We start from the raw sequence: 24682 nt of genomic DNA on the forward strand, positions 1-24682 counted from the left end.
TCCTTTATCTATGCTTTAGTTCCCAATCGTAAGGGATAGAATCGTCAAACGGATCGAGTCGCACAATTTCATCTGGATAATGGGGAATTGTAGAGCAGTTTGCCACAATTGCTGGTGTGACTCCAATTCCTTTAAAACCGTTCCAAATTCCGGGAGGAATGCGGACTAAACAATAGTTTGATTCTCCAATAAAAAGTTCTTGCAATTCTCCTTTTGTGGGTGAGTTGGCGCGATCGTCGTACAATACTAACTTAATCATGCCTGACACTACAGCATAATTTAGAGTCATTTCTTTATGCAAGTGCCATCCCTTAATTACATTAGGGTAAACCACAGAAAAATAGATTTCGCCAAATTGCTCGAAATGTGGAGCATCGCAACGCATCATGTGCATCACTTTACCCCGTTCGTCGGGAATTTGTCGCAGAGAATGAACTAAAACGCCGTCTATCATGTTCAGTATTAACCAATAATAAAAACAAGTTTGAGTTTAATTTTGTGTGAGAAATTCTTTATACCATGCGATCGCCTCCCCCAATCCTGTTTCTAAACTAAATTTCGGTTTCCACAACAACAAGTTCCTTGCTTTTTCTGCCGCCAGATATTGAGAATGAATCTCCGCACGCACCTGATTACGAATATCTAATTCCACATCTAAACAACCCATTAACTTTTGAATACTTTTGACTAATTCTAGTACAGTTAGGGGTGATTCCATACTAAAATTAAATGCTTCACCCTGCACGTTAACATCATCTAAGCATTCTGCCAAACACATATATGCTTGCACCACATCCTTAACATAAATATAATCCCTTACATAAGTTCCATCACTGCGAATAATTGGGCGATTACCTGTCAAAAAAGCTCGAATTGTTCCCGGTACAATTCGGCTCCAATTTAAATCTCCACCCCCATAAATATTGCCACAACGAGTGATCGCCACTGGCAATTTATAAGTATGATAATAGCTCTGAGCAATTAAATCCGTACAAGATTTCGATACATCATAAGGGTGTTTTCCTAAAGGAGGCATATCTTCTGTATAGGGCAGAATTTCGCTATCTCCGTAAGCTTTATCACTAGAAGCAACCACTACTCGCTTCACCAAATCAGGATGTAATCTACAAGCTTCTAATAAATTATAAGTTCCCCGAATATTCACTTCAAAAGTATGGAAAGGATCGCGATATGCTGCTCCCACAATAGTTTGTGCGCCTAAATGAAAAACAGTTTCTATTTCCTGCTCGTTGATGGCTCTTTTGAGAGTAGAAAAATCCTCCAAGCTTCCATTAACTACAGAAATCTTATTAATATCTCCACTGCGATAAAGCTCTGATTGGGGATCGGCATCACGAATTAAAGCTATTACATTTGCACCTTTTTCTAACAGTTCTTTTACCAACCAAGAACCGACAATTCCCGTTGCACCAGTCACAAAAACTCGACGACCATCCCAAAATTCAGAACTCATAATTACCACACTTTCCAAGGTGCATTTTTGGTTTGCCACAAAGTTTCTAATAACTTAACATCTCGCAGCGTATCCATACACTGCCAAAAATCATTATGACGATAAGCTACTAACTGTCCATCTTCGGCTAATTTTTCTAAAGGTTCTCTTTCAAAAAAAGTTTCATCACCTGCAATATAGTCTAGCACTTCTGGTTCAAGGACAAAAAATCCTCCATTAATCCAACCCTCTCCAATTTGCGGCTTTTCCAGAAATCTGATCACATTATCTCCATCAAAAATGATTCCTCCAAATCGAGCAGGCGGACGTACTGCGGTCACAGTTGCTAGCTTACCATGTTGACGGTGAAACTCTATTAATTGCGGAATATCAATGTTAGCAACTCCATCTCCGTAGGTCATCATAAATGTTTCTTTACCAATCCAGGAAGTTAGTCTTTTTAGGCGACCTCCTGTTTCTGTATTAGCACCTGTATCTATCAAGTTAATCACCCAATCTTCCGGGGATTCATCATAAACTTCTATGCTGCCTTTGGCTAAGTTAATTGTAAAATTGTTTCGTAAGTAATAATAGTTTAAAAAGTAATTTTTAACTACTTCACCTTTATATCCTAGAGCAACAAAAAATTCTTTATGTGCAAAATTAGCATATATATTCATAATATGCCATAAAAGAGGTTTTCCGCCTATTTCCACCATCGGTTTTGGTTTAATACTTGTTTCTTCCGATAAGCGCGTTCCCAGTCCACCAGCCAAAATTACTACTTTCATGTTCCTATATTTATATTGTTAATTTATAGGGTTTAATTATCAAAAAAACACTCAGTAAAGGGCGATTCCTTCGATTTAATAATATAGAGGATTTTCACCATTTTCGATCCAATTCAAAATCTGATTTACTCTTTTTTCTACAGTGTGGAAATGCCTAAGTTTACGACGGGCATTTTCTACAAGATATTTGCCAAAATCTGGTTCCTTGATCAGGCGTTGTATATGATCCCCTAGCTCTGAAGGATCTTTTGGCGAGTAAAGAAGAATCTCTTTGCCATCCTCAAATAAAGATTTAGTTTCCAGGCGATCGGGAACTTCCCAGCTAATCACAGGCCGTCCTGCTGCCATACCCTCAAATACCCTTCCTGAGTAAGCTTTGAAATAAGTTGGCAACTGGACTACCGCGCAACCTATCTGCATTTGCTTTAGCCATAAAGCAAAACATTGTCTACGGATATGTCTTAGCAAGTAGAGATATACAGGAAGAATACTTGTCTCACCAGGCAACTTAGTCTTCAAAAAAATACCGACTGCACGATGCAGTTTGTTAAAAACCGCAGGATATAAAGTGCCATCTTCAGATGATGATTGACGAATCAACAACCCTTGCAATTCTGGATGTTCTAACCAATTTAGTCGCTCCTGATAAGCAAGAGAACCACAAAAAACCCCATAATTTTCCGGTGATATAGCAACTTCATCTGTGATAAATCGCTCTGGAATCGCTTGTGTCCACCAAATTACAGGCACAATTCCCTTCATTTTTATCTCTTCTACATCTTTCTCATCGCTGACAGCCAAATGAGTAATATAATTCAGCCAATTAGTGATACTGTCGCGTTTTTCTATTATTTGATATCCATACTCGTCAGAATTGTGCCAAATAGATTCTGATACCAAGCCAAGGCGGACTGGTGCTACGCTGGAAAGCCATTCCATCCATGCTTCATCAGGAGGAGAATGAAAAAGTTCCACCCAAACTTGATCGAACTTTTTTCCCGCACAAATTTCTTTTGCTCGGTTTAACCAAGGAGTAGTGATAGTAAAAAACTCTACTCCATTGGCATAAAATCCTTCCTCAAGACCAAGATAACTAGCATAAGATTGATGTCGCGCCACCCCCCAATAAGTGTATTCCAAAGCAATCAGTAGGACTCTTAACTTAGACTTTTTCTGCAAGTAAGCATTTGATGAATTTTTTGACACTTTATGTTAGTCCAGTTTGTTTTAATCAATTCTTTGGTCATCTTATTTATAGTTAGTGATTAATAGGAAAAAGATTAATCACTAACTATTACAGCAGACAAACTAGGCGTAAGCTCTTTCTAGTTTGTGAGATGTAGTTTGGCGGATATGTTCTGCCGTTTCCACGCCAAACTTTTGGGTAATCATTTCCAAATATTTGGGGCTGTTGAAATATATTTGAAAAGCCCGATCGCGAAAGCGCAATACCTCAGATGCAGATAAATACTTAGTTGGTAAAGGTAAAGTATCCACCGAATGCTGAGAATAACCAGACCAAGTTTTTGGTAATGACCAACCTTCTTTTATTGCCATATCATAAAGTTGGGAACCCGGATAAGCCATCGCTGAATAAAAATTGGCAAACTCGCAATTAAGTTCCAGGGCTAAATCCAGAGTTGCCTGCATAGTTTCTAGGTCATCTTCTGGCAAACCAAATATATAGTTACCAATTATATTTATCCCAGCTGCCCTGACTTTATCCAAAGTCTTGTAGACATCATTTTGGTCGATGCCTTTTTGTACGTCATTCCGAACTCGATCGCTCGCTGCTTCAATCCCAAAAGCTAACCAATTAACTCCTGCTCGTTTTAGCTTGTCCAGCATATCCTCTCGGACTGTATCCACACGAGCATAAGCCCAAATATTCAGCTTATAACCCCGCTCAATAATTAAATCGCAAATCCCTAAAACGTGCTTAGGATTCAAGACAAACATTTCATCCGCAATCTTGATATTTCGCACGCCATACTTATTCACTAGCGTGTCAATTTCCTTAATTACTGCTTGCGGACTCCATAACCGATAGCTATTAGTAAATGATTTATATCCTAACTCGCTTTCTCCACTCTTAAAAGGTGCTTGAATACAACAAAAACTGCAATGGAATGGACAGCCAAGGGAAGTGTAAATTGAGGCATAAGGTTGGCGCTGCAAATCACCAAAACAGTGCCAATTATGCGCCCGATATTTGTGCATCGGTAACAAATCCCAAGCAATTCCTGGCATTTCTTCTGCTACATTCATTAACAATGGAGCCGCAGGATTTGTTTTGGCTTCTTTCCCGTCTAAGTACCATAAACCACGCACTTTGCTAAAGTCTGGCTGGTCTGATTTTAAAGCTTGAATTAGTTCTAGCATGGTGTACAAACCTTCACCACCAGCGATAAAGTCAGCATCTTCTTCCCGTAAACTTCGTTCTGGTAAAGAAGCTACATGACCCCCTACTAAAATTACTTTCTGTTCGGGATAATCTTGTTTAATTGCTGTACAAACAGCACTTGCTCCTGCCATTACCTGAGTAGAAGCAGAAGGCTGTTGACCGTAAACAACTACTGCGGTTAATACTGGATTCAATTCAGCAACTCGTTCCGCAGTTTGGCTAGGTGTTAATTCATCGGCTGTGGCATCAATAATTGCTACAGAAAACCCTTTGTTACGCACAAAAGTAGCCATTAAACCTGCCCAAACTGGCGGTTCGATCGCAGAAACCGTAGAACCAAGAGATTGATAAATCTGGGTACGATTTCCCGGATTAATAAGTACTAAGTCCAACTCTTTTTTGTTAGCCATCGTTGTTTCCTAATTTGACAAGTTACAACGTTAAATTGGTCAATCATTATAATGATTGAAAAACTTTCCTAAGAATTGCTCGGTAGTTCGTTGAGAATCTGACAGAGCTTTAAAATTTTATCCTGGGGTAAATCGGGATAATTCCCAATATAAAAACCATAAAAGTGTACGTGGTCTACTTGGGGATAATTTTTCCATTCATTTTCCCCAACTAACTTTCGCAAATATGGTTGTCGTAGCTGATTTCCACCGCCAGCAGTTCCGCGGCGAAATTCAACTCCACATTCGCGCATAGTTTTCATCACAGTTTCACAAAGTACCGGATTAGGTTCTTTGAGAATCAGAGTAAAAGCGTAGTTACAACTGCCTTCAGTGGCAAAATCAGTCCGATATTTTTCTGGGTCTAGATTTTCCAGAAATAAATGCAGATTTTCAGTTCTAATTTTGTTGTTTTCATCCAACCGCTTTAATTGCGATCGCCCCATAATCGCGTTAATTTCCGTACTCCGCACGTTGTATGACGGAAAAGCAAAAATAAAATCTGGATTGAGGTCTGGATATTTTTCCCAATATGATTTTTTCAACTCATCGGAAGTAGATTCCCTCACCATGCCATGAGAGCGAAACATCCGCAGAGTTTGATACAAATCCGGGTCATTAGTTGAAACCATTCCTCCTTCGATCGTACTCAAATGATGAGCATAATAAAAAGAGAAATTAGACATCAACCCAAATGCCCCAAGTTTGCGTTCGTTGAAAGTCGCTCCGTAAGATTCACAGACATCCTCAATCAAAGGAATTTGACGCGATTCTAACTCATCCAATAAACGCTGATTCAACCCGTTGTAACCCAAAACATGAGTTAAAAAAACCGCTTTAGTTTCAGGAGTAATTTTCTCAATTACTTGGTCAATATCCATTCCCAATGTCCGGGGATTGATATCGACAAATACGGGTTTAAAACCGCATTGAATTACCGAAGCAATATCAGAAACCCAAGTTAAAGTTGGAACGATAATTTCCCCCAAACCATAAGTTTCTCTAAGGGTAGACATCGTAATTAAATTAGCTGAAGAGCCAGAATTAATAAAAACACTGTATTTAACCCCTAGCCAATTTGACCACTCTTGCTCAAATGCTTTAACTTGTTTTGATTGAGTTAATATCGGATCGTCTTGTTGCAAAAACTCAATCACCGAGTCTAAATCAGCCCTGGAAATATTATTTTGCATCAAGGGCCAATCTAGATTTTTTCTTGACACGATCGCTTGTTGATTCATTAAAAAGGCCCTTTAAATTCAATATCTTTTAAATCTTGCCGTTCCTCTGGTAGCCAGTTTTTTGTCGCCCCAGCTACCAAATCGTAAGCAGCAGCGGCAATAGTTTGCCCATTGGGATAGTAATCTGCTTCTAAATTGGGGGTAGTAGGACAAGTAACCGGGGCAAAACCCAAACGTCGCACCTGAATATCCCGCTTTCCTTGCAAACGTTCTGTGACTTGGGCAACAATTTCCGCACTCGCACCGCAGGTAGTCCAGCCATTATCCACCACGCACAAACGCCCGGTTTTTTCTACTGATGCGGCGATCGTATCAATATCTAGCGGACTTAACCAAATCGGATCGATCACCTCAGCACTTACGCCAACAGATTCCAAATAACGTTGTGCCCGCAGACATTCAATCTGCATAAAAGAAATACCGACCAAAGTGATATCTTCACCCCGGGCTGTAATCCTTGCTTGTCCCGGATTCACCGTATAAGCCTCCTCTGGGACTAAGCCTTTTTGGAAGTGTAAAATGCGGTGTTCTACATACATTACCGGATTATCGTCGCGGATCGCAGCAATCAGACAACCTTTAGCATCGTAGGGCGTAGTTGGTGCAACTACTTTTAAACCAGGAACGTGCATGAAAAAAGAATACAATCCTTGAGAGTGCTGCGCCCCTTGTCCCCAGCTTTTCCCAATCATCGAACGAACTACGATCGGGACAGATACCTGTCCACCATACATATAGTGGCTTTTGGCGGCTACGTTAATTAACTGGTTCATTGCCAGCATTAAGAAATCCATGCGGATATGAACGTGGATCGGTCGCATTCCTGCTAGTGCCATTCCGATCGCCGCACCTGTCATAGCATCTTCCGACAGCGGCGTACCAAATACCCTTTCCGATCCATATTTTTCCAGTAAACCGCGAGTCGTTCCCTGAATAGCTTTCGGGTCGTCAACATCCAGACCAAATACAATTACTGAAGCATCCCGTTCCATTTCCTGGTCGGTTGCCTCACGCACGGCCTCTACATAAGATAGAGTGCGATCCATATTTTAGTTTTCCTTAAAGACATCGGTAAATAATTCGCTAGATTCGGGAAAAGGACTAGCTTCAGCAAAGTTAAAAGCTTCCTGAATTTCCGATTCTACTTCTGTTTCGATCGCTTGACGCTTTTCTACTGCCACTAGCGCCGCCAAGCGTTTCACTTGGTCATTATCGAGCCAAGGTTGCGCCTCTTCCTGAGTGCGATAACCTAAATGAAAATCCTCATTTGGACCAACGTGCTCTTTCCAGCGGTAAGTTAAGCACTCAAAGAAAAATGGCCCAGGCTCTCCGGCACGTAGGGCTGCTACTGCGGCACTGACTTTTTCGTAGAGTTGCAAAACATTATCTTCGATTGTTTCAGCGGGGATGCCGTAGCTGCTGGCGCGATCGCAAACATTAGTCAAAAACTGTCTTTGTCTTTGGTGAGTATGAATCGCGTAAGAGTTATTTTCACAGATAAAAACGATCGGCAACTTTTTCAGCGCCGCAAAGTTCATACTTTCGTGAAAAACCCCCTCATCTACTGCACCATCACCAAAAAAACTCACCACGATCGAATCTTTTTGCTGGTACTTTAAAGCATAAGCATATCCGATCGCATTGGCGATCGTCGTTCCTACCACTGCTGACGCTCCCATCACATTAGCAGCAGTATCAATCAGGTGCATCGAGCCACCTTTACCTTTAGCGCACCCAGTAGCCTTACCGTACAACTCAGCAATCATCTGCTTCAAGTCACCGCCTTTCGCCAAGTAAACGGCGTGACCTCTATAAGTACCAAAAACAACATCATCAGAACGTAGCGCCTCACATACTCCCACCGACACCGCTTCTTGTCCGATGGAAAGATGCACTGGACTCTTGATTTTATCCGTCGGGTAAATCTTGGCGATTTCTTCTTCCACCCGCCGAATTCGGTATAAAGATCTATAGAACTGTTCGTACATCGTAATTTGGGATTTTAAACTTTAGACTTTAGACTGAGAACTAGCAATTGCCAATTCTACCGCACTGTTTGTCTCCCCTGATTCAGCAAGGGAAAGAAACCATTCATAAGTTGCTCTCAAAGCTGACACAAAAGGAGTTTGCAGCCCCCAACCCAACTCTGTAATCTCGCTCGCATCTAGAGCCTTAAGAGGCATACCATCTGGTTTGCTGCTATCAAAACGCAATTTTCCTTGATAGCCAACTACTTGTTTGATTAACTCTGCCAGTTCCTTAATCGAAACATCTTCGCCACCTGCAATATTAATCGGCGTAGTTGGATCGTGATATTTTGCCATGATGAAAATGCAACCATCTGCCACATCATCCGCAAAGATAAATTCCCTCCTGGGAGAACCTGTTCCCCAAATTTCTACTGTCTCTGCTTGCTGAATTTTCGCTTGGTGCATTTTCAGAATTAGTGCGGGAATCACATGAGAATCTTCCAAACTAAAATCATCACCAATACCAAAAGAATTAGCTGGTATCCCGCTAATAAAATTTACTCCGTATTGCTGATGATATGCTTGGCACAATTTAATTCCGGCAATCTTGGCTAAAGCATAAGCTTCGTTAGTAGGTTCCAGTGTGCCAGTTAGCAAGAATTCAGGACGCATCGGTTGAGGGCAAAGTTTTGGATAGCTACAAGAACTCGCTAGGTAAAGTAGCTTCTTCACTTCATAGCGATAGCTATTGTTAATAATGTGAGTTTCTACCAACAAATTATCCAGCATCAATTCGGCTGGGTATTTTTGGTTAGCTTGAATCCCACCCGATTTACCTGCTGCTAAAAATACATATTCAGGAGCATTCTCAGCAAAAAACTTTTCTACAGCCAAGGCATTCGTAAGCTCTGGTTCTTCTGGTGGAATTCCCACAATATTGGTATATCCCTGCTTTTTTAGTTGCCGCAAAATCGCCGATCCGATTAGGGTACTGCCTCCAGCAACATAGATTTTGGCATTTTTTTCCAATTTACTCCTCCTGATTAAATCTTCTTTTTAGGACTGAACTAAGGTCAGTTCTTTAAATGCTTCAACTGACTGTTGAGCACGCAGTTCTTCTAAAGCGGAGTAGTCTTCTTGGGGTTCGTAGAAGATAATTTGACTGCCGGAAAATTCAAATTTGAATGGGACGTGAATTAATTTATTCAGGTTTTCTCTCACTTTTAATTGCTTTTCAGGAGGAACAAAAAGCAACAAAAAGCCGCCCCCACCAGCGCCTGTGAGCTTACCTCCAATCGCGCCTGCCGATCTAGCCTGTTCGTAAAGCTCGTCCACGCTAGAATTAGAAACTGTTTTACTCAAGGAGCGTTTAGCTTGCCAAGCTTCGTGTAGCAATTCGCCAAAACCTTTGAGGTCTTGTCCACTATTCAAAATGCTGATACTCTCTTCTACCAAGTCTTTCATAATCCGTAACTGCCGTCTTTTGGCTTCAATGTCATTTACATAAGAGCCAGCTACATCTGATGCAGTACGTTTGATGCCTGTGTAGAACAGCATTAAATTGGAGTTTAGTTCCTGAATGCGTTCTTGATTGAGGGTAATTGGTCTGACAGAAATTTCCCCGTTTGGTAAAAATGTAACGTGGTTCAAACCACCATAAGCAGCTAAAACTTGATCTTGGGAACCAACTGTTTCTTTTAAAGATTCTTGTTCGATATAAATACTTTCTTGAGCTAGCTGTTGTTTGCTGGGCATTTTACCTAGTAGAGCGTATAATGCGTGCAGCAATCCAACGGTAAAAGCGGAACTCGATCCCATACCGCTGCGGGCGGGTAAATCTCCGTCGTGGTGAATTTCTATTCCTCGATCGATCTTCAGATAGCGTAAAGTTTCTCTAACTGCTGGATGGGAAATTTCGTCAATGGTTTGGCAATTCTCGATTTGGGAGTAAACTATTCGCAGTCGATGCTCGAAAAATGGTGGTAAATACCGACAAGTTAGATAGCAGTATTTGTCGATCGTTGTAGCTAGCACAGCACCTCCATGTGCGCGATACCATGCTGGATAGTCTGTTCCTCCGCCAAAAAATGACACTCTAAATGGAGTTCTGCTGATAATCATAGTTAGTTTTTAAAGGGTAATCGATCCTAAAGACAGGTAAATTTTAGGGGATTTTTGCCAAGTTAGCGGATGATACCACTTTCTTTGGCGATAAAGTCTTGCAAGGGTTGCCTAGCAGGTGGTACTACTTCTAAAGGTAAAGCTACAGGATCGAAAAATTGTAAGGCTTCACTTTCACTGCTACAAGAAATTTCGCCTCCCAAAATTTTGGCTTTCACCAAAATATCTACTAGGTGAACTACATCTCCGTTATCTAAAAAGGTGACGATTCGGTTTTCTGGCTGGGAATAAACTCCTAGTAGCTGGGTAATTTCTACGTTTAATCCAGTTTCTTCTTTGACTTCTCTAATCGCTGCTTGGTCGATCGATTCTCCTGGCTCAATTCTGCCTCCCGGTAGCCCCCACCAGCCACAATCACTCCTTTTTTCTAGTAAGATATAGCCGCGTGGGTCTTGGATGATGACACCAACGCCAACTCTAATGCGAGTATTTGCATCAGCAGTTTTTTTGGCGTACATCTTTTCTACGATAAGATTCATTAATAGAGTTTTCCTCCGTCACCAAATAGTTGATACTCAACTAAGCCGCACAGGATATGTTCGATCGCAATATGGCTTTCTTGAATATACTGAGTATCTGGACTGGGTACTACAATGGCAACATCAACTATTCCTGAAAGTAGTCCGCCATTGTTGCCAGTAATTGCGATCGTCTTCATATTTAAGGCTTTCGCTGTTTTAATGGCGCGGATAATATTCGGGGAATTGCCGCTAGTACTGATACCAATTAACACATCTCCGGGTTGACCGAGTGCTTGGATCTGTCGCTCAAATACTCCCTCAAAACCGCAGTCGTTGGCAAAAGCAGTTAAGTAGGAAGTATCGGTGGTAAGAGCGATCGCTGGGAGTCCAGGGCGATCGAAATCTTTGGTTAATCTAGAAACCAGTTCTGATGCCATGTGCTGACAATCAGCGGCGCTACCTCCATTCCCGCATAACAGCAGTTTGTTACCTAACTGGAATGTATCTGCAATTAAACAGGCTGCTTCTACTATCGAATTTAAGCATTTTTCTACAACCAGTTGTTTAACTGCGGCGCTTTGGCGTAAGTGGTTTTCTGCCTTCTGACAAAGATGCTCAACCTTTAGCTGCATCTGTAATAATCCTCTGTGATTGAAAAATAAGAAACTCGATTTTGTTTGCGGCTTCCTCTAAATCATCGACTATGTAATCTGGAGTAACTGTACCTTCAGCTGCGATCGCCGCACCATAACCTGTCTTGACCAAAAAAGTTGTTGCTCCCACTTTTTGACCCAACTGAATATCGCATGGTTTATCACCAATGACAAAGCTACGTTGCGGGTCAAATCCTAATTCTTTGGCTGCTAGCTGTACCATACCTGTAAGAGGTTTTCGACACTGACAATTATCCTCTGGTCTATGGGGACAATAATAAATCTGGTCTAAATCTACACCTTCTACTGCTAGCAGTTGGCACATTCTTTGATGAATTTCTGTTAAGCGTGCCAGAGAAAAGTAGCCTCGACCAATGCCAGACTGATTGGTAATCGCCGCTAAGCCTAGCCCCATTTTTTGCATTTTCCGCAAACCTCTAGCAGCACCAGGAATTAACTCTACCTGGGCTGGATCGGATAGATAATGGCGCTCTACAATAATCGTGCCGTCCCGGTCTAGCAATACAAAAGGTTTTGATTTCATTCTGATTTGTGAGCAGCAAAGAAATTTTCTGCTTGAGCGTAACTTTCAGGTGTTCCAATGTCAATAAAACGTCCGCTGGCTTGGTAGCCGTAGATACCCGACTCAATCCAAGTCGGAAACATTTCTTTCTCTAGGGATACAAACCTGTTTTCGGGAATTTCTTGGACTTTTTGCCTTTTTATAAGATAAATTCCGGCGTTAATCCAGCCAGATCCACTGCTATTTGCTTTTTCTGCAAAACTGATCAACTTACCATTCGTATCCAGTTTTACTTGCCCATAGCGACTGGTGTCGGATACTTGAGTTAAAAGTAAGCTAACTTCAGCTTTTTGCTGGCAATAGTCGGAAAAAAAATCGCTCAAGGAAGCATCACAAAAAGAGTCCCCATTCATTACCAGTATCGAATCGGATTTAACCAGCGGCAGTGCTAAACGTAATGCTCCACCAGTTCCTAAAGGTGAAGTTTCTTGTGAGTAAAAAAGGTTAAGGCTTTTATAGCTGTTACCAAAGATAGTCTCGATCTGTTCTCCCAAGTATCCGATACACAAAACTACATTTTTGATTTCGGTGGCAGCTAACTTTTCCAATAGGTAAGTTAAGAAGGGACGATCGCCAATTTTGGCTAAGGTTTTTGGGCGATCGACAACTACCGATCGCAAACGAGTTCCTAGCCCTCCGGCTAGGATCGTTGCTGTCACTCCTGCTAAATCTTTGGATGTTAACACATTAAGATTAACCATCAAAATTGACTTGCATCAGTTGCGTTACTAACTAAACATTTTTGAATATAGACCGTCCCATCATTCGATACCCTTTGAGTAATTCTTTAATGCCATCATCAAGCGATCGCTTAGCCTCAAATCCTGCTTCCCGCAAGCGTTGATTCGACACAATGTAATTACGCTTATCTGGATCGCTGCCTATAGGAGCAAAATGAATGTAATAATTAGGCACATACTCTTTTACTTTCAATGCCAATTCTTCCTTAGACAAATTAGCCGCATCTAACCCAGCATTGTAAGCTTTTCCTACCATCTTTTCCGAATTCTCAATGCAGTAGATCATGCAATCTGCCACATCTCGAATATGGATATAATTTCGTTTGAAATCCTTTTCAAACAACACCAGATATCCATCTGTAACTGCTGCATAAACGAAGTGATTCACCAACAAATCTAGCCGCATCCGCGGAGACATCCCAAAAACTGTCGCTAACCTTAAAGTTATACTGTTGGCAGTATCTAAAACTTCTATTTCCGCCTGTACTTTAGTTTGCCCATACAAAGAAATCGGTTCCAAGGGAGTATCTTCAGTACAATAAGTGTCACCTGTTTTTGTACCATAACCGCTATTAGTTGTAGGGTAAATCACTAATTGTTGCGGACTCCGTAAATTGTTAATTAATTGAATTGCTTCTAGGTTAACTGATTTTGCTAACCAAGGATCGCGTTCACAAGCAGGGGCACCAACAATTGCTGCCAGCGGGATAATCGCATCAGCTTTTTCGATTAAACTTTGCATTAATTCTTTATTCCGTGCATCGCCACGCACAAAATCAAAAGCTGGATTAGCACAAAGATGAAATAAAGAATTTTGTCCGTACATTAGGTTATCGATCGCTGTTACCTGATATCCCGCCAACAGTAAATGTTCGCACAATATCGAACCTAAATAACCTGCCGCACCAGTAACCAGAACTTTTGAACTCATCGTTTAGCCTTTTAATATTATTGACAGTCTAATTAAACAGTATCTTAATCACTTAGAGCAAGCACATTCTTAATCTTTGCCTAATACGCGATCGAATACACTTTTCCAAAACTTATCTGCTGTATATTTTTCCATTGCTGTCTTATACCCTCTAGCAGCTATTTCTTCCCTCTCTGAGTGGTTTTCTAAATAATATTTGGCTTTTTCTACCAAATCAGCAGTATCTCTAAATGGTACATAATCAACCATAGGTTCCAACCATTTAGCTGTTTCCGAATTTTCTGATTCTAATAACATCGCACCAGAAAGAGTAGCTTCAAATACCCTACCTTTACATTGTACTGTTGGTCCACCTGTATTATCATAACCAACATTGCTGAAGTTCAAAGTAATTTTTGATCTTCTAATAATTTCAGCATATTCATCTACTGAAAGTCTATTTTCTCTCTGACCTCCTGCCTGAAATACTTGTATCCCTTCAGCTTTCAACGCAGCTATACCATTTCGCCTCTCGGTGTCATTCTGTCTATGAATACTGCCGACAAAACTAATATCGATATCTCGTTCTCGATCGGAATTATAAAAAATCCTCGGATCTTGTGGTGTCCACAAAGGAAGATATTTTTCTGGATTATTCGTTGCTTCTAAGTAAGCTGTAGTTGAATCTAAAACTATGTTTAGATCTACTAAAGGTAAAAGTTTTTCAGCTATATTCATATTCAAAGATTTTGATATAGATTCAAACCAAATTGCTACAATCGGTATTTTTAATTTACTTTTGATTAATCTGAGTGTTTCCCATTTGGGATTGAAAATAGAACCCTCAGGCAACCAAGTTATTACAATTAGACTTGGTTGAAATTCTAAACATTTTTCTAACAAAGCTCGATCGGCCGATCGGTTATATTTATAATAATATTCGTCAAAGTGCAACCGATCTTGAGTTGCCAAATCAGATGCTTCTAGAGAACCAAATAAATTATGTTCGCTATTTGTAATCCCTGAATTTGGATTACAGTCACACCATTTTTCGGTCACGAACAATATCCTCGGTTTAATTTTCTCTGAATTTGTACTTCTTATATTTCGAGCAATATTTCTGTCGTCTGTACTCTCTATTTTCCTAAAACTTAACTTTGATTCGCTTCTTCTATCCCATTTTTGCTCCTTGAATAACATTAATAAAATAAACTGCCACCTAATTAACCAAACTTCAAAGATTAAGTAATTAATTTCAACTACAATTTTTTTAGCAAAATCTACTGTTTTTTCTCCTAGTATTTTTTTGATTGAATTTTTGAACATAATCCGGCAATTATCTTTTACCATTTGTCAATTTTAAGATTCAAGCATGATTAGCAAAACCTCGACCTGCTTACTCACTAATCCTTTATTTTTTATGCTCTGGTCATCGCTCGATCGAACGCTTTTTTTAGACCGTCATTCCAATTAGTAAGCGAAAATTTTAGTTCCACATCTTTCCGCGCATTTTGTCCTAGTTGTTTCCGTAAATCTGGATTTTCAATTAATCTAGAAAATGCCTCAACTAAATTATTAACGACAGCAGGATCTCCCGAAAAAAGAGATTGGTGATTTTCTCTTATTATACCTTTCTGTTCATCCATCCAAGATGATTTACCATATCTTCCTTTCACAACTATGCCATTCCAACCATCCTCAACATATTCCTGAATTCCCCAACCATCAGAAACAATTACAGGAATAGCATTTGCCATCGCTTGTAAAATAGCAACAACATGAAGACGGGCTGATGGCAAAACATAAATACTCGTATCTGCCAAAATCTTTTGCATACAGCTATTTGGGATAAACTGGTCAATTACCTTTATTCTCCAGTTATCTATAATTAAATTGTTATAATATTCATTTAAATCCGATGGAATTCTACTTCTAATAATTAACCTAATATTTGAATATTTTTTACACAAAATTGAAAATGCTTCCAATAAATCAAGACCTCCTCTTAAGTAAAAGTTATCCGTCCCTTGATGCCATGAATTTGTAAATAAAATGTTTATCGTCTCATCATCTTTTTGATGACTCGGCACTATCAAATCTGGCAGTTTGACTCCCAAGGGAATATGGGTAACTTTCTTCTTTAACGCCTCATTTTTAAATAAAACTGGTATCCCATCTGCGGTAGATTTTACATGAGAAATAATTCCCCTACAATCATCTGATTCCATTAAGGCTTTTACCGTTTTATATAACGGGCAATCGTCGAAATCTTCTATGGTTCTAGTTCCTCCAACTGCCATTAAAGGCGCAAAAAGGGTAGTAGCATCTTCTATTTCTACCACCCACGGAAGTTGGTTAACTATATAAGGCCAAGTTGGTAAAAAAGCTAACTGGACATCTAAAGGAACTTGTAATTGGGTTCGCAAACCTCTGGTTTTAATAAAATTAATTATATCGTCTGGTTTAGCACCTTTGGTAAGAGCATATCCAAAAAATTTGAGAGATGAAGCTGCTAAATGAGGTAAATTACCCGATCGCAAAACACCAGAATTGACAAATTCATAACCCGATGGTGGACTGGCAAGATGACCAAACTGAGGATGAGTACCAACTGAACCAAACTTAGGTAAAGAACCAGCGTAAAATACTTTTATAGGGTTGCCGTGACTCTTCATGTCTTGTTTCATAAATTACTGTTTATGTGATGAAAATTAGTAATGGGGAATAGAAGTATCAGATCTCGTTAGTTGTTCCTGCTCTTCGGTGCGGCTATTAAAATAATTTATTTTATTCCATAACCTTATTGATTCTGTATTAATTTTTTACTTAGTCTTGATGAATTAACCTGTGAAAATTTTTGGTGCTTTCCACGTTGAATTGCCTATAACTATTCCAGAGTTATTTTGTAATGGTACTTCTCCATTTTCGCTATGATCCAAGATTTCCACATTTATTATATCTAGCCAACATATATTCTTGCTAGAAGTGTGTCCTTGATCTGCTCCTATATGCAGCTTATATAAGCCAGGTCTTAAAGAATTTTCTAGTGTGAATTCTATGCTGTACTCTCCAGGTTCAAATTTCCAAAGTTGATGAGTTCCGTTATCATCATGATGGACAGTATAGACATGAGTTCCATCTATTGTCCTAATCCCTGCTCCAAAAGCGACTTCCTCAATTTGCTCAAAAACTTCTATATCCAAAGATATGGAAATTGGTTGTTGCCAATAGACGCGAAACAGGTTAGATACACTATTAATTAGCCTAATTTTTTGCACCCTTAGTTTACTAATTCCTGTTAAATGATCCTCATCTTTAACAATTTTTTCTGCTGTATCTGCTTGATTGAAATTCAGGTATTCACGAATCACACAATCAACTAGACCTATTGCCTTTACTTGTCCTTGTTCGAGAAGCACTGCCTTAGAACACAGTGCTTTTACTGTACTCATGCTGTGACTCACCACCAGTACAGTCCTTCCTTCTTCTGCTACTTTTTCCATCTTGCCAATACATTTTTTTTGAAATTCAATATCCCCTACTGCTAATACTTCATCTACAAGAAGAATTTCTGGTTGCAAGTGGGCAGCTACGGCAAATGCTAGCCTTACATACATCCCACTTGAGTAATATTTCACTGGCGTATACAGAAATTTTTCTACCTCTGCAAAGGCTACAATTTCGTCAAATTTTCTTTTTATTTCAGCCTTACTCATACCCAAGATAGCGCCATTGAGGTAAATGTTTTCTATTCCCGTAAGCTCTGGATGAAAACCTGTGCCTACTTCCAAAAGGCTGGAAACTTTTCCTTTAATGTAAATACGTCCTTTAGTAGGTTCAGTAATGCGGCTTAAAATTTTTAACAGAGTTGACTTTCCGGCTCCGTTACGACCAATAATACCAACGACTTCACCTTGTTTAATTTCAAAAGAAACATTGGTTAATGCCCAAAATTCTTTTCGATTTCGATCGTCGATATTGTTTCCTAATGGTTTCAATAATTGCTTTTTTAATGAAATTGCTTTTTCAGCAATGGCATCGCGCAAAGTTTTGTAATTTTGCTGCTTTTGATGCCCAATAATATATTTTTTTCCTAAATTTTCGACTCGAATTACAGGATCAGACACGCTTTTATTTCCCGCCTATATTACATCAGCAAATGTACGTTCCGTTTTGCGAAAGTGCCAAATTCCACTAACAAGTAATAGTATAACTAATCCTAAAGAAAGGAGAAATCCAGGCCAATAAATTTGCACGTTTCCTCCTAAGATCGCCCAACGAAAGCCATCAATTACACCTACCATTGGATTTAAAGAATACAACAATCTCCATTTTTCGGGAACTATACTACTACTAAAACCCACTGGGGATATATATAAGCCAAACTGAACAATAAAGGGGACTAGATAACGAAAGTCACGGTATTTGACATTTAAAGCGGCTAACCATAATCCTCCTCCCATTGCTGCGGCAAATGCGATCGCAATAAACATCGGCAAGGTCAGAATTCGCCAACTAGGTACAAAGTTATACCAAATCATCAATCCTAGCAAGATCATGCCAGAAATCATAAAATCAACAAAGCTAACAATTACCGCTGAAGCAGGTACAATTAATCGCGGAAAATAAACTTTGGAAATTAAGTTAGCATTATTAATTAAGCTGTTGCTACATCCCGAAAGGGAATTAGCAAAAAATTGCCAAGGCAACATTGCCGCAAAAACTAATATTGGATAAGGTACTCCTTGGTTAGGTAATTTGGCTAACTGTCCAAATACTATGGTAAATACAATCATGGTTAAGAAAGGCTGGATTAATGCCCAAGCAATACCAATTGCTGTTTGTTTATAACGTACTAATATATCTCGCCACGCTAGAAAATAAAATAATTCCCGATAACCCCAAAGGTCTTTCCAATATTGTTTTTCGGTACGACCTGCTTCGATGATTAACTCTGTTTTAGCTTCAGAAGGCATAAAGGTAAAAAATTATAAGTAACATTTTTGTCAAGTTTATGTGGGTATGCACTGGGTATAGAGGAAAAGCGATCGCTATGTTAACCCTAGTCTTACTACCCGATCGTAGTAGTCAATTCCAGCTACAAATTATTAAACTCTGTATAGTTTTGCTCCTTGATTAACAGACTAAGTTTCCGTACCCCACAATAACATAGCATCCTTTTGAGAGACATGAGTATTAAAACTTTCCTACAGAGCGATCGCAAAAACCTGCTGAGGTGATAAGTTGAACTGAGGAAAAGTCGGGGAAATAATCGGAGTATTTTCTGTAAATCGATTCATCTGATATTCTCCCTCCTCCAAATTACAAACAAAAAATGTAGGTTGCTTGGGGTTACCAATAAATTTTTTCCCTCCCAATGCTGCATAATCAACAATCCAATATTCCTCAATTCCCATCTCTTCATAATCTCGAAGTTTGTTGTAATAATCGTCACGCCAATTATTTGAAACAACTTCAACAATTAATTTGATTGACTCAGGATTTTGGATAATCGATTCGCTTTCCCATCGAGGTTCAGCTTTCAGAACTTCTTGATTCAAAACAATAATATCTGGTTCATAACCGGAGCGATCGCGTTTAGGTTTAACAATGGATTCTCTCGGAATAGTCCAAATGCCACCTTTGTCCATCTGCCTAATAATAATCAATAGTTGCTCGATTAGGGAACCTGTTAGAGTTGAATGTTTTCCCTTTGGCTTGGGCATTTCGACAATTACTCCATCATGCAGTTCGTAACGGACTTCAGAATTTTCTGGATACCAGCTTATAAATTCATCAAAGCTGTATAGTTTGGGTTCAGCTTGGGATTGAGTCATATATCTTTTTTAGATGATTTTGAGTGTTTGTAAAATAATTTTCCGTCAAATTTACCTATCCTATCTTCTATTATGTTTTAGCTTTTAAACTTAACCTATTAATTTTAAGATGATAATAACCCCCAAACTTCGAGATAAAATAAAAGATATTACACCCAGCCAACCCAACAAACTAAACGGCTATGGTACAACAACTCCCCGCCGAAACTACTTCAGAAATTATTTACCCAGACAGCGACGGTCAACCAATGTCAGATAATACTAAACAATTTCGCTGGATCGTTGTAATCAAGGAAAATTTGGAAATTTTGTTTGCCAATAATGATGATATTTTCGTCGCTGGAGATCTGCTTTGGTATCCAGTTGAAGGGAATAATAAAATTCGCCAAGCGCCTGATGCAATGGTAGTCTTTGGTAGACCAAAAGGCGATCGAGGTTCCTATAAACAATGGGCAGAAAATAACCTTCCTCCCCAAGTCGTTTTTGAAATCCTCTCCCCTGGAAATCGCGCCGGAAAAATGGCAGATAAATTGTTGTTTTATCAACGTTATGGAGTGGAAGAATACTATATTTATGACCCCGATGATATTGAATTAGTCGGATTACAACGTTCAGGTGATTGGTTAGAAAAAATTGAGCAAATGAATGGGTGGGTAAGTCCTCTTTTAGGAATTCGATTTGAATTAAAAGAAGATACTTTAGAAATTTATCGTCCTGATGGACAAAAATTTCTTACTTCTGTGGAATTGGATCGATTACGAGAAGCGGAAAAGCAACGGGCGGAACAGGAACATGAACGGGCGGAACAAGAAAGGCTAAGGGCGGAAAATGCGATCGCCCAACTCGAACAAGAAAGAAAGTCACGGGAACAAGAACAACAACGTTATCAAGATTTGGTCGAAAAATTACGCCAACAAGGAATTAACCCAGAACAACTTTGAGTAATCACAAAACTCTCGATTAAACAGCTATGGTACAACAACTCCCCGCTGAAACTACCCCAGAAATCATTTACCCAGACAGCGACGGTCAACCAATGTCAGATAATACTAAACAATTTCGCTGGATCGTTGTAATTAAGGAAAATTTGGAAATTTTGTTTGCCAACAATGATGATATCTTCGTCGCCGGAGATCTACTTTGGTATCCGGTTGAAGGCAATAATAAAATTCGTCAAGCTCCTGATACAATGATTGTGTTTAGTAGACCAAAAGGTGACAGAGGTTCCTACAAACAATGGTTAGAAAATAACATTCCTCCCCAAGTCGTTTTTGAAATACTTTCCCCTGGAAATCGTACCGGAAAAATGGTGCAAAAAGCAATATTTTATCAACGCTATGGAGTGGAAGAATATTACATTTACGATCCTGATGATATAGAATTAACAGGGTTTCTCCGTTCAGGCGATTTGTTAGAACCAATTGAACAACTTAATGGTTGGGTAAGTCCTCGTTTAGGTATTCGATTTGAATTAAAAGAAGATACTCTCGAAATTTATCGCCCCGATGGACAAAAGTTTCTTACTCCTGTGGAATTGGATCAATTGCGAGAAGCGGAAAGGCAAAGGGCGGAACAGGAACGTGAACGGGCGGAACAGGAACGTCAAAGGGCGGAACAAGAACGTGAACGGGCGGAAAATGCGATCGCCCAACTAGAACAACAACAACAAATTTACCAAGATTTAATCGAAAAATTACGCCAACAAGGAATCGACCCAGAACAGTTATAATCAAACCGGAAAATTATTTCAAAACAACCATGTCAACTCCCGCAGATTCCCCATCTCTCGCCAATTTAACCGAAATTCACTATCTCGATGAAAATGGCAAATTGCCTTCAGAATTTTCCAGTAAAATCGGCGTTTACGCAATTTTCGATCGAGCAAAAACTCTGCAATTTGTCGGTTACTCCCGCGACGTTTATCTCAGCTTAAAACAGCACCTTGTTCGCCAACCCCAAAGTTGTTATTGGTTAAAACTCCAAACAATTGAAAAGCCTAATCGGACAATTCTTGAAAATATGATGAATAATTGGATTGCTGAAAATGGTACAATACCCGTTGGTAACGATACAGATAAAACTAAATGGACCGATCCTATTGATGTTAAATTTTTAATGACAGATGAAGAAAAAGCGAATTATGAAAAAGCCGCAGGTGATGAATTAGCGCAGTCTAAAGTATTAAAAAATGTGGCTCGAAGAGTAGAAACAGAAATTTTAGAAACCCTCAAACAGCGTAATTGCCAAGAAGAAATTCGCTTTAATCCTAAACTTAAAGACAGTGGTTTACTCGACCTGAAGTAGGAGAAGAACACCAAAAAAAAGAGCCGTAATCGGCTCCTTTTAATGACATATCCAAAGCTAAACTTACTTAACAGAAACCTTTCCGCCAGCTTCTTCCAATTGTTTCTTGATGTCTTCAGCTTCTTCTTCCTTGATGTTTTCCTTGATCGCTTTAGGAGTAGCTTCTACTAAGTCTTTAGCTTCCTTCAAACCTAAGCCAGTAATACCACGAACTACTTTGAGAACCGCAATTTTCTTATCAGCGGGCACTTCTTCCAAAGTTACGGTAAATTCGGTTTTTTCTTCAACTGGGTCAGGAGGAACATTAGGAAGAATACCAGGATTTACCCCCACCATCCCTACAGGAGCAGCAGCACTAACATTAAAAGTTTCTTCGATTTGCTTAACTAAGTCAGCAGCTTCTAACAGAGTCAGAGTTTTTAGTTTTTCCAAAATTTCATCGGTTGTAGCAGACATTATAACCTCCTAATAAATTAAATATATTTGGTCGTTGGTTGTTTATTCTTGGTCAATGGAGAGGGCGAAAGCGATCGCAAAACAGCTAAGAATCGATCGCCTACAACCTAAATCTTTGCCCGAATGCTAACGCCAAAATTACGCGCTCACTTTCGCCCCTACCTGGAACTGAAAACTACTAAGATTACTTAACGGAAACCTTACCGCCAGCTTCTTCCAATTGCTTCTTAATATCTTCAGCTTCTTCTTTCTTGATGTTTTCCTTGATCGCTTTAGGAGTAGCTTCTACTAAGTCTTTAGCTTCTTTCAAACCTAAGCCAGTAATACCACGAACTACCTTAAGAACCGCAATCTTCTTATCAGCGGGAACTTCTTCCAAAGTTACAGTAAATTCAGTTTGTTCTTCCACTGGTTCAGCAGCAGCAGCACCAGCACCAGGAACAGCCGCCATCATCATGCCACCTACAGGAGCAGCAGCACTAACACCAAAAGTTTCTTCGATTTGCTTAACTAAGTCAGCAGCTTCTAACAGTGTTAAGCCTTTCAATTTTTCCAAAATTTCATCGGTTGTAGCAGACATTGTAAACTCCTAAAAATTAACTAAATTTGGTCATTGATTGTTAATCATTTGTAATTTGTCATTAGTTAAATGAATAACTCAAAACTAATGACGAATTACAAATAACTAAGCTGCTTCGCTGGCAGCACCATTGCTTTCTTTTTCTTTGTCGGCGTGAGCTTGTAAAGCACGCGCAACAGAAGCCGGAACTTCGTTGATTCCGATCGCAATTTTCGCCGTCACCGCATTTAAAGCACCAGCAATTTGTGCCATCAATTGTTCCTTGGATGGCAAATCTGCGATCGCCTTAATCTCATCCTGGCTTAAAGCCTTACCATCCATCACACCACCGCGAAGAGCAGTCTTCTTGGTCGCTTTTTGGAAGTCTTGGTAAGCTTTAATTGCGCCACCGAGATCGTCTTTCACCAGCAGAAACGCTGAAGGGCCCTTTAAGAACTCCTCCATCGGTTTCCAATTGGTATCGCCATCAACCGCAAGTCCCATCAAGGTGTTTTTTGTCACCTTGCAGCTAGCGCCTTTTGGACGCAAGCGCCGCCGCAAATCAGTGATTTCACTAACAGATAGCCCTTGGTAGTCAATGACGATCGCCATCTGGGACTCACTCAAGCTTTCCTTGAGTTCAGTGACGATCGCATCCTTGTTTTCTCTCGTTCTACCCATTTTCCTTTCACCTCCCGATCCCGTTTTTAATATCCTCACCAACTTAAAAACCCCAGCTACTCAGCCGGGGTCACGCTTAGCTTATTTTTCTGATAATCTGCCAGATAAATCGATCTGTAGCAAACAGAAAAGCTAGAAGGCGTTCACCTCGGCAGGAAATTAAGCCCTAAAGCACCTGCTGTCATTGGCTTTACCTATTTAGTTGTTGAGTTGGGGTAATTTTAAATTCCAGACCGGGAATCAAATCCCCAATCTAAAATTTCACTAAGCTGCCTCAGTTATTTTTAAATCTCGTAGGGCGTTAATGTCCACTTCAATGGATGGCCCCATTGTAGACGATACAAACACGCTCCGCCAATAACGACCTTTAGCACCAGAAGGACGGTTACGATCGATCGTCTCTTGTAACGCCTTCAAATTCACCAGCAAATCTTGAGCAGTGAAAGATGCTTTACCAAACAGGATATGAACAATCCCAGTTCGATCGGCACGAAATTCTAGTTTACCAGCTTTGAACTCTTCGATCGCAGCTGCAATATCAAAAGTTACTGTACCACCTTTTGGCGAAGGCATCAAACCACGAGGGCCGAGCAACTTACCCAACTTAGCCACCTGCGGCATCACATCAGGAGTAGCGATCAGCTTATCAAAATCCATTCTGCCTTTTTGGATTTCGTCGATCAACTCCTCCGATCCCACTACATCCGCACCTGCATTGCTGGCTTCCGTCACCTTTTCCCCACGGGCGATTACTGCCACCCGCACCGTTTGACCAGTACCCTTGGGCAACACCACCGTTGTCCGCAGTTGTTGGTCAGCATACTTTGGGTCAATACCCAAGCGAATGTGAGCTTCTGCTGACTCTGGAAACTTCGCCGTCGCTGTCTCTTTTAACAAATTCAGCGCATCTAACGGCTGGTAAGGTCTTTCTTCAACTTTTTTCCGCAGTTCTTGAAGTCTGCGCGATACTTTTTTCACCTTCTTATCTCCTGGGGTTTTTAACGAAGTC

At 39.9% G+C, this 24682-nt stretch carries 27 protein-coding genes and 1 other annotated feature; of the genes, 3 read left to right on the forward strand and 24 right to left on the reverse strand.

Going from position 1 to position 24682, the window contains the following annotated elements; translation table 11 throughout:
• Positions 1-4 precede the first annotated feature (4 nt).
• The 20 genes from ACE1B6_RS14630 to ACE1B6_RS14725 form a co-directional block, all read right to left on the reverse strand.
• A complete protein-coding gene (locus ACE1B6_RS14630; protein ID WP_413257976.1) occupies positions 5-454 on the reverse strand; it encodes a dTDP-4-dehydrorhamnose 3,5-epimerase family protein in 450 nt (149 codons plus the stop codon).
• A 36-nt stretch (positions 455-490) separates the two neighbouring features.
• Complete coding sequence (locus ACE1B6_RS14635; protein ID WP_413257977.1) at positions 491-1474, reverse strand: GDP-mannose 4,6-dehydratase; 984 nt, start codon at positions 1472-1474, stop codon at positions 491-493.
• A gap of 2 nt (positions 1475-1476) precedes the next feature.
• Positions 1477-2244, reverse strand: a complete 768-nt coding sequence (gene rfbF / locus ACE1B6_RS14640) for a glucose-1-phosphate cytidylyltransferase (protein WP_413257978.1) — start codon at positions 2242-2244, stop codon at positions 1477-1479.
• A 75-nt stretch (positions 2245-2319) separates the two neighbouring features.
• Positions 2320-3450: a glycosyltransferase gene (locus ACE1B6_RS14645; RefSeq protein ID WP_413257979.1), complete on the reverse strand. Its 1131-nt coding sequence runs from the start codon at positions 3448-3450 to the stop codon at positions 2320-2322.
• Between the two features lie 102 nt (positions 3451-3552).
• Positions 3553-5058, reverse strand: a complete 1506-nt coding sequence (locus tag ACE1B6_RS14650; protein ID WP_413257980.1) for a B12-binding domain-containing radical SAM protein — start codon at positions 5056-5058, stop codon at positions 3553-3555.
• Positions 5059-5126: 68 nt separating this feature from the next.
• The gene (locus tag ACE1B6_RS14655; protein ID WP_459563034.1) at positions 5127-6290 is read right to left on the reverse strand and encodes a DegT/DnrJ/EryC1/StrS family aminotransferase; all 1164 of its coding nucleotides are present in this window, start codon (positions 6288-6290) and stop codon (positions 5127-5129) included.
• A 47-nt stretch (positions 6291-6337) separates the two neighbouring features.
• Entirely contained in the window at positions 6338-7384 is a 1047-nt protein-coding gene (locus ACE1B6_RS14660; protein WP_413257982.1) for an alpha-ketoacid dehydrogenase subunit beta, read from the reverse strand.
• A gap of 3 nt (positions 7385-7387) precedes the next feature.
• Positions 7388-8326, reverse strand: coding sequence for a thiamine pyrophosphate-dependent dehydrogenase E1 component subunit alpha (locus ACE1B6_RS14665; RefSeq protein WP_413257983.1), 939 nt, complete (start codon positions 8324-8326; stop codon positions 7388-7390).
• 21 nt (positions 8327-8347) lie between these two features.
• Positions 8348-9337, reverse strand: a complete 990-nt coding sequence (locus ACE1B6_RS14670) for a GDP-L-fucose synthase family protein (protein WP_413257984.1) — start codon at positions 9335-9337, stop codon at positions 8348-8350.
• A gap of 27 nt (positions 9338-9364) precedes the next feature.
• Positions 9365-10429, reverse strand: a complete 1065-nt coding sequence (locus ACE1B6_RS14675) for a GHMP family kinase ATP-binding protein (RefSeq protein ID WP_413257985.1) — start codon at positions 10427-10429, stop codon at positions 9365-9367.
• Between the two features lie 62 nt (positions 10430-10491).
• Positions 10492-10968 (reverse strand): NUDIX domain-containing protein, encoded by a 477-nt coding sequence (locus ACE1B6_RS14680; protein ID WP_413257986.1) that lies wholly within the window; start codon positions 10966-10968, stop codon positions 10492-10494.
• On the reverse strand, positions 10968-11582 hold the full coding sequence (locus tag ACE1B6_RS14685; RefSeq protein WP_413257987.1) for a D-sedoheptulose-7-phosphate isomerase: 615 nt from the start codon (positions 11580-11582) through the stop codon (positions 10968-10970). Before ACE1B6_RS14685 ends, ACE1B6_RS14680 begins: the two co-directional genes overlap by 1 nt.
• Positions 11566-12147, reverse strand: a complete 582-nt coding sequence (gene gmhB, locus ACE1B6_RS14690; RefSeq protein WP_413257988.1) for a D-glycero-beta-D-manno-heptose 1,7-bisphosphate 7-phosphatase — start codon at positions 12145-12147, stop codon at positions 11566-11568. Before gmhB ends, ACE1B6_RS14685 begins: the two co-directional genes overlap by 17 nt.
• The gene (locus ACE1B6_RS14695; RefSeq protein ID WP_413257989.1) at positions 12144-12887 is read right to left on the reverse strand and encodes a nucleotidyltransferase family protein; all 744 of its coding nucleotides are present in this window, start codon (positions 12885-12887) and stop codon (positions 12144-12146) included. The genes gmhB and ACE1B6_RS14695 overlap by 4 nt, the downstream gene beginning before the upstream one ends.
• A 31-nt stretch (positions 12888-12918) precedes the next feature.
• Complete coding sequence (locus ACE1B6_RS14700; RefSeq protein WP_413257990.1) at positions 12919-13857, reverse strand: NAD-dependent epimerase/dehydratase family protein; 939 nt, start codon at positions 13855-13857, stop codon at positions 12919-12921.
• A 69-nt stretch (positions 13858-13926) separates the two neighbouring features.
• Positions 13927-15186, reverse strand: coding sequence for a glycosyltransferase family protein (locus tag ACE1B6_RS14705; protein ID WP_413257991.1), 1260 nt, complete (start codon positions 15184-15186; stop codon positions 13927-13929).
• A 68-nt stretch (positions 15187-15254) separates the two neighbouring features.
• Entirely contained in the window at positions 15255-16523 is a 1269-nt protein-coding gene (locus ACE1B6_RS14710) for a glycosyltransferase family 4 protein (RefSeq protein ID WP_413257992.1), read from the reverse strand.
• Between the two features lie 153 nt (positions 16524-16676).
• The gene (locus ACE1B6_RS14715; RefSeq protein WP_413257993.1) at positions 16677-17963 is read right to left on the reverse strand and encodes an ABC transporter ATP-binding protein; all 1287 of its coding nucleotides are present in this window, start codon (positions 17961-17963) and stop codon (positions 16677-16679) included.
• Between the two features lie 15 nt (positions 17964-17978).
• The gene (locus ACE1B6_RS14720) at positions 17979-18812 is read right to left on the reverse strand and encodes an ABC transporter permease (RefSeq protein ID WP_413257994.1); all 834 of its coding nucleotides are present in this window, start codon (positions 18810-18812) and stop codon (positions 17979-17981) included.
• Positions 18813-19043: 231 nt separating this feature from the next.
• The gene (locus ACE1B6_RS14725) at positions 19044-19673 is read right to left on the reverse strand and encodes a Uma2 family endonuclease (protein WP_413257995.1); all 630 of its coding nucleotides are present in this window, start codon (positions 19671-19673) and stop codon (positions 19044-19046) included.
• A 182-nt stretch (positions 19674-19855) separates the two neighbouring features.
• Between ACE1B6_RS14725 and ACE1B6_RS14730 the strand changes: the two genes are divergently transcribed.
• From ACE1B6_RS14730 to ACE1B6_RS14740, 3 genes are read left to right on the forward strand one after another with little or no spacing between them, the layout of a single operon-like run.
• Positions 19856-20614 (forward strand): Uma2 family endonuclease, encoded by a 759-nt coding sequence (locus ACE1B6_RS14730; protein ID WP_413257996.1) that lies wholly within the window; start codon positions 19856-19858, stop codon positions 20612-20614.
• Between the two features lie 29 nt (positions 20615-20643).
• A complete protein-coding gene (locus ACE1B6_RS14735) occupies positions 20644-21402 on the forward strand; it encodes a Uma2 family endonuclease (protein WP_413257997.1) in 759 nt (252 codons plus the stop codon).
• A 29-nt stretch (positions 21403-21431) separates the two neighbouring features.
• Positions 21432-21977 (forward strand): GIY-YIG nuclease family protein, encoded by a 546-nt coding sequence (locus ACE1B6_RS14740; RefSeq protein ID WP_413257998.1) that lies wholly within the window; start codon positions 21432-21434, stop codon positions 21975-21977.
• A gap of 63 nt (positions 21978-22040) precedes the next feature.
• Here ACE1B6_RS14740 and rplL (ACE1B6_RS14745) read toward each other — a convergent pair whose 3' ends face one another.
• From rplL (ACE1B6_RS14745) to rplA, 4 genes are all read right to left on the reverse strand, one after another.
• Complete coding sequence (gene rplL / locus ACE1B6_RS14745) at positions 22041-22433, reverse strand: 50S ribosomal protein L7/L12 (RefSeq protein WP_413257999.1); 393 nt, start codon at positions 22431-22433, stop codon at positions 22041-22043.
• Between the two features lie 184 nt (positions 22434-22617).
• Positions 22618-23013, reverse strand: a complete 396-nt coding sequence (rplL, locus tag ACE1B6_RS14750; RefSeq protein WP_413258000.1) for a 50S ribosomal protein L7/L12 — start codon at positions 23011-23013, stop codon at positions 22618-22620.
• Between the two features lie 105 nt (positions 23014-23118).
• The gene (gene rplJ, locus ACE1B6_RS14755; RefSeq protein WP_413258001.1) at positions 23119-23673 is read right to left on the reverse strand and encodes a 50S ribosomal protein L10; all 555 of its coding nucleotides are present in this window, start codon (positions 23671-23673) and stop codon (positions 23119-23121) included.
• Between the two features lie 35 nt (positions 23674-23708).
• Positions 23709-23879 (reverse strand) — a sequence feature (ribosomal protein L10 leader region).
• Between the two features lie 58 nt (positions 23880-23937).
• Complete coding sequence (gene rplA, locus ACE1B6_RS14760; protein ID WP_413258002.1) at positions 23938-24651, reverse strand: 50S ribosomal protein L1; 714 nt, start codon at positions 24649-24651, stop codon at positions 23938-23940.
• Positions 24652-24682 lie beyond the last annotated feature (31 nt).

Source organism: Floridaenema fluviatile BLCC-F154 (genome assembly GCF_041929135.1).
Classification (GTDB): Bacteria; Cyanobacteriota; Cyanobacteriia; order Cyanobacteriales; family Aerosakkonemataceae; genus Floridanema; species Floridanema fluviatile.

Bases quoted from the DNA above. Each gene is read 5' to 3' on its own strand.
- ACE1B6_RS14685 (WP_413257987.1), bottom strand. From the start codon at position 11,582: ATGCAGCTAAAGGTTGAGCATCTTTGTCAGAAGGCAGAAAACCACTTA.
- ACE1B6_RS14675 (WP_413257985.1), bottom strand. From the start codon at position 10,429: ATGATTATCAGCAGAACTCCATTTAGAGTGTCATTTTTTGGCGGAGGA.
- ACE1B6_RS14710 (WP_413257992.1), bottom strand. From the start codon at position 16,523: ATGAAACAAGACATGAAGAGTCACGGCAACCCTATAAAAGTATTTTAC.
- ACE1B6_RS14720 (WP_413257994.1), bottom strand. From the start codon at position 18,812: ATGCCTTCTGAAGCTAAAACAGAGTTAATCATCGAAGCAGGTCGTACC.
- ACE1B6_RS14735 (WP_413257997.1), top strand. From the start codon at position 20,644: ATGGTACAACAACTCCCCGCTGAAACTACCCCAGAAATCATTTACCCA.
- ACE1B6_RS14650 (WP_413257980.1), bottom strand. From the start codon at position 5,058: ATGGCTAACAAAAAAGAGTTGGACTTAGTACTTATTAATCCGGGAAAT.
- rplL (WP_413257999.1), bottom strand. From the start codon at position 22,433: ATGTCTGCTACAACCGATGAAATTTTGGAAAAACTAAAAACTCTGACT.
- ACE1B6_RS14730 (WP_413257996.1), top strand. From the start codon at position 19,856: ATGGTACAACAACTCCCCGCCGAAACTACTTCAGAAATTATTTACCCA.
- rplJ (WP_413258001.1), bottom strand. From the start codon at position 23,673: ATGGGTAGAACGAGAGAAAACAAGGATGCGATCGTCACTGAACTCAAG.
- ACE1B6_RS14660 (WP_413257982.1), bottom strand. From the start codon at position 7,384: ATGGATCGCACTCTATCTTATGTAGAGGCCGTGCGTGAGGCAACCGAC.
- ACE1B6_RS14700 (WP_413257990.1), bottom strand. From the start codon at position 13,857: ATGAGTTCAAAAGTTCTGGTTACTGGTGCGGCAGGTTATTTAGGTTCG.
- ACE1B6_RS14635 (WP_413257977.1), bottom strand. From the start codon at position 1,474: ATGAGTTCTGAATTTTGGGATGGTCGTCGAGTTTTTGTGACTGGTGCA.
- rfbF (WP_413257978.1), bottom strand. From the start codon at position 2,244: ATGAAAGTAGTAATTTTGGCTGGTGGACTGGGAACGCGCTTATCGGAA.
- ACE1B6_RS14725 (WP_413257995.1), bottom strand. From the start codon at position 19,673: ATGACTCAATCCCAAGCTGAACCCAAACTATACAGCTTTGATGAATTT.
- ACE1B6_RS14695 (WP_413257989.1), bottom strand. From the start codon at position 12,887: ATGGTTAATCTTAATGTGTTAACATCCAAAGATTTAGCAGGAGTGACA.
- ACE1B6_RS14665 (WP_413257983.1), bottom strand. From the start codon at position 8,326: ATGTACGAACAGTTCTATAGATCTTTATACCGAATTCGGCGGGTGGAA.
- ACE1B6_RS14740 (WP_413257998.1), top strand. From the start codon at position 21,432: ATGTCAACTCCCGCAGATTCCCCATCTCTCGCCAATTTAACCGAAATT.
- ACE1B6_RS14705 (WP_413257991.1), bottom strand. From the start codon at position 15,186: ATGGTAAAAGATAATTGCCGGATTATGTTCAAAAATTCAATCAAAAAA.
- ACE1B6_RS14630 (WP_413257976.1), bottom strand. From the start codon at position 454: ATGATAGACGGCGTTTTAGTTCATTCTCTGCGACAAATTCCCGACGAA.
- rplL (WP_413258000.1), bottom strand. From the start codon at position 23,013: ATGTCTGCTACAACCGATGAAATTTTGGAAAAATTGAAAGGCTTAACA.
- ACE1B6_RS14680 (WP_413257986.1), bottom strand. From the start codon at position 10,968: ATGAATCTTATCGTAGAAAAGATGTACGCCAAAAAAACTGCTGATGCA.
- ACE1B6_RS14655 (WP_459563034.1), bottom strand. From the start codon at position 6,290: ATGCAAAATAATATTTCCAGGGCTGATTTAGACTCGGTGATTGAGTTT.
- gmhB (WP_413257988.1), bottom strand. From the start codon at position 12,147: ATGAAATCAAAACCTTTTGTATTGCTAGACCGGGACGGCACGATTATT.